At 62.6% G+C, this 2,700-nt stretch carries 1 protein-coding gene; it reads right to left on the bottom strand.

Going from position 1 to position 2,700, the window contains the following annotated elements; genetic code table 11:
• Positions 1–2,700 (bottom strand): condensation domain-containing protein (locus tag ACFXKN_RS33400; protein ID WP_379434789.1); only part of this gene is annotated, 2,700 nt, incomplete at both ends.

The following is a 2,700-nucleotide window of genomic DNA, read 5'->3' as shown; positions in this document are numbered from 1 at the left end:
GTGACGTGGGTGATACGGGATTCTTGGATGAGGTTGGTCAGGTTGGACATTCGCGTCACCGTGTCCTCTGGCGGGATGACCAATGTCGCTCCCGTAACCAGCGTCACCCAGATCTCGAACACCGTGGCATCGAAGCTCCAGGACGCGAACTGCAGAACACGGCTTTCGCCATCGACGCCGAACCTTTCGATCTGATCGGTGATCAGGTCGAAGACTCCGGTGTGGGAAACGGCGACGCCCTTGGGTGTGCCGGTCGTTCCGGAGGTGTAGAGGACATACGCCAATGCGGAGGCGGGCGGAACCGTCAGTGGCGTATCGGATTCGGTGGCCAGTGCGGGATCGGCGACATCGATGATTGCGAGGTCATATCCAGCCAGCCGGGACTGGGACTCACCGTCGGTGATGACCGCAGCTGGTGTGGCGTCGGTGAGCATGAATTCGACACGATCGTCGGGATGACGCACATCGATGGGCAAATACGCCGCGCCCGCCTCGAGTACCGCCAGGATCGACACGATCGCTTCGGTCGAGCGCGGCAACATCAACGCCACGACATCGCCTCGACCGACACCGCGGTCGATGAGCAGTCGCGCGAACCGCGACGCTGCCTGGTCGAGTTCACGGTAGGTCCAGGACTGGTGTTCGAAGACCATCGCGACCGCGTCGGGTGTCCGCGCGACTTGCGCCGCGAACATCTGCGGAATCGACATCGCCGCCGCGGTCTGCTCGGTCAGCGCCGCCCGGTTCGAGAACCCCGCCAGCTGGGCTAGTTCGTGTTGGCCGAATACTTCGATCGAGGACACGCGTTGCCGCGGGTCAGCGACGACCGCGTCGAATACCCGCAGAAGTCGGGCGACGAGCTGTTCGACCGCGACTGTGTCGAAGAGTTCGGTCGAGTACTTCACCTGTACTCGCAGTTGCGTACCCGGTGAAACCTGAAGTGCCAGTGGGTAATGCACCGTTTCGTGCACTGCGATATCGGTGATGGAGATGTCCCCGCCGATGTTCTCGGCGGAGGTCTCGATGGGGTAGTTCTCGTACACCATGAGGGTGTCGAAGAGATCCTTGTGCCCTGACGCACGGGAGATAGTGGTCAGCGGCAGGAACTGGTGCTCCACAGTGTCACGCTGGTTAGCCTGTAGCTGCTGGAGCAGTTGCGCGAACGTCACGTCGGTACCGAGCTCGGCTCGGACCGGGATCGTGTTGATGAACAGTCCGACCATGCTCTCGATGCCCGGCAGGTCCGCGGGCCGTCCCGACACCGTGGTCCCGAAGACGACGTCGGAACTTCCGGTCATCACGCTCAATATCCGCGACCATGCCGCGTGCAGCACGGTGCTCATCGTCGTATCCAGCTCGCGTACCAACGCCTCCAACGCCCGCGTGGTCGATTCCGGAACCGAGAAACTGTGCGATGCGCAGTGCGAAGGGGAATGTGCTCCGAGCGGGTCGATGATCGTCGGGGTCTCGAAGCCCGCGAACTGCCCGCGCCACACGGTGTTAGACGCGTTGGCGTCTTGTTCCATCAGCCATGCCAGGTAGTTCCGGTACGGCGTGGGCGTTGCCAACGCCGTACCGCGGTAAGCGAGGAATATTTCTTCCAGCAGGATCGGTAGGGACCAGCCGTCGATGACGATGTGGTGCATGGTCACGATGAGGTGGAACCGGTCGGCCGCTACCTTCACCAGGGAAACCCGGAACTGGGATTCTCGATCCAGGTCGCAGCACGCGGCCCGTTCGTCCACGGCCAGGCGCCGCACTCGCTGATCGCGTTCCGGCTCGGGCAGATCCGAGAGGTCCAGGTACTGCCAGGGCAGCTCGGGTGAATTCACCACGACCTGGACCGGCTGAGTGAATTGTTTGTAGGCGAATCTGGCACTCAGGTGCGGGTGCCGGGAGATCACGGTCTGTGCGGCGGTGCGGAGGCCCGCGACATTCAGCTCACCCTCGAGGGTCAGGTTCAGTTGGGTGGCGTAGAGGTCGGAGTTACCGTCTTCGTACGCGGTGTGGAAGAGCAGTCCCTCTTGCAGCGGAGCCAATGGCAGGATGTCGGCGACGTCGAATGCCGATTCGAGTTCGTCGATCTCTGCTTGGCCGATGTCTCGGACGAGGAGATCGGCGGGGACGAGTCCGCTGCCGCCGGTGTGTGCGTATCGGCACATCGCGTCAACTGCTTCGAACCACAGTCGGGTGATGGTATCGATCTCGTCGTGCGCGATTTTCGATGCGGCGTAGGCGATCGATGCCTGCAATTGCACGCCGGCCTCGGTGTCGACTGCCGCGGCGTTGATCTCGACAGTGTGCAGCAGCGTCATATCGGGGGAGACCGCCAATTCCACCGGCAACCCCCGCATCTGCCATGTTGTGGTCGACCCCGCCGGCTGGCCGGACCCGTCATCGGTCCAGCCGACCGCCGATCGGCCGTGGTAGTTGAAGCCGATCTGCGGGTCGGCGGTATCCAACGACGGTTCGTTTCGTACGTATCGGAGCAGGCCGTAGGTTATGCCGTCCGGGGTGGCTCGCAATTGCTGTTTGATGTCTTTGACGAGGCCGCCCAGTGTGGTGCCGGGTTCGGTGATCTCGTTCCATTCCGACTTCGGAACGCGTAGTGATATGGGGTATTTCGCGGTGAACCAGCCGATGGTTCGGGAGAGGTCGGCGTCGTTTCCGTAGCGTTCGTCGCGGCCGTGGGATTCGACG

Source organism: Nocardia sp. NPDC059195 (assembly GCF_042754695.1).
Classification (GTDB): Bacteria; Actinomycetota; Actinomycetes; order Mycobacteriales; family Mycobacteriaceae; genus Nocardia.
This window is presented reverse-complemented; position numbering and strand designations above follow the sequence as displayed.